The following is an 886-nucleotide window of genomic DNA, read 5'->3' on the forward strand; positions in this document are numbered from 1 at the left end:
TGCCGTGCAAAGCATACATTTTAATGATAGAGCGCCTTCTCTTTTTTGGCTATCAAAAAGTACCGCAATTACTACCGAGTATAATTTTACACATACAACAGGAAAGGTTCCGACTCCTTTAAATTTAGGAGGGACAGCATAAAATTCAAATTCAAAGGTTCTGCCCATCAATTGTTCCAGATTACATAAATGTTCAACAATAGGGATTTCTTTTCCCAATAAAATGGTGTGAACAGGTCTGGATCTCCCTGAAGTGTCATCGATATTATATGAATCTATGCCAACCATGGCGACACCGTTATCAGCAAGGTAGTTTGCCGCATCTGCGGTTAAATAAGGATGATTCTCAAAATAATCATCTGTGTTCCAATGCCTGTCCCAGCCTGTATGAATCAATACGGCTTTTCCTCTTATATTTTTTTCGTAAAAGAATGTTTTATCTATTTCTTTAATAGATTGATCAATGGAAATGAATAGTCCTTCCATTCCACCCAATCTATCAATTCCCGTTTGAGATAAGTCTTTGCCATCAGCATAGCGGTGAAACGGAACATCTACATAAGTTCCCGTATTTGATACCATTTCTATTTTTCCAATCTGAAATTCCGTTCCTTCTTCATAATTTTTTCGTGACGTTTCCCTCGTTAAATAATCACAGATAATAGGACCAGGAAGACCTTTATATGTAATAAGGCCATCCTCAATTACGTGGCTTAAATCTATCAATTCATTTTCCAAAATCATCACTCCGTTTCTTTTATATAGTTGTTAGTTATATTTTACCTGCCCCGGGAGTTTGACAGTTTCACTTCCAAAAAAACACTGTAAGCCTTGTGAGGGCTTATTTTTTTTGTCAAATTTTTAATTTTATTATTGAGTACTATTT

General features: G+C 35.6%; 1 protein-coding gene. It reads right to left on the minus strand.

Features of this window, described 5'->3' with window-relative positions; all coding sequences use genetic code 11:
* The coding region (locus IEX12_RS23155; RefSeq protein ID WP_286171354.1) for a cyclase family protein at window positions 1-738 on the minus strand (738 nt) is incomplete at its 3' end.
* Window positions 739-886 lie beyond the last annotated feature (148 nt).

The sequence above is a fragment of the Lentibacillus populi genome (assembly GCA_014642895.1).
Taxonomy (GTDB): Bacteria; Bacillota; Bacilli; order Bacillales; family Amphibacillaceae; genus Lentibacillus_C; species Lentibacillus_C populi.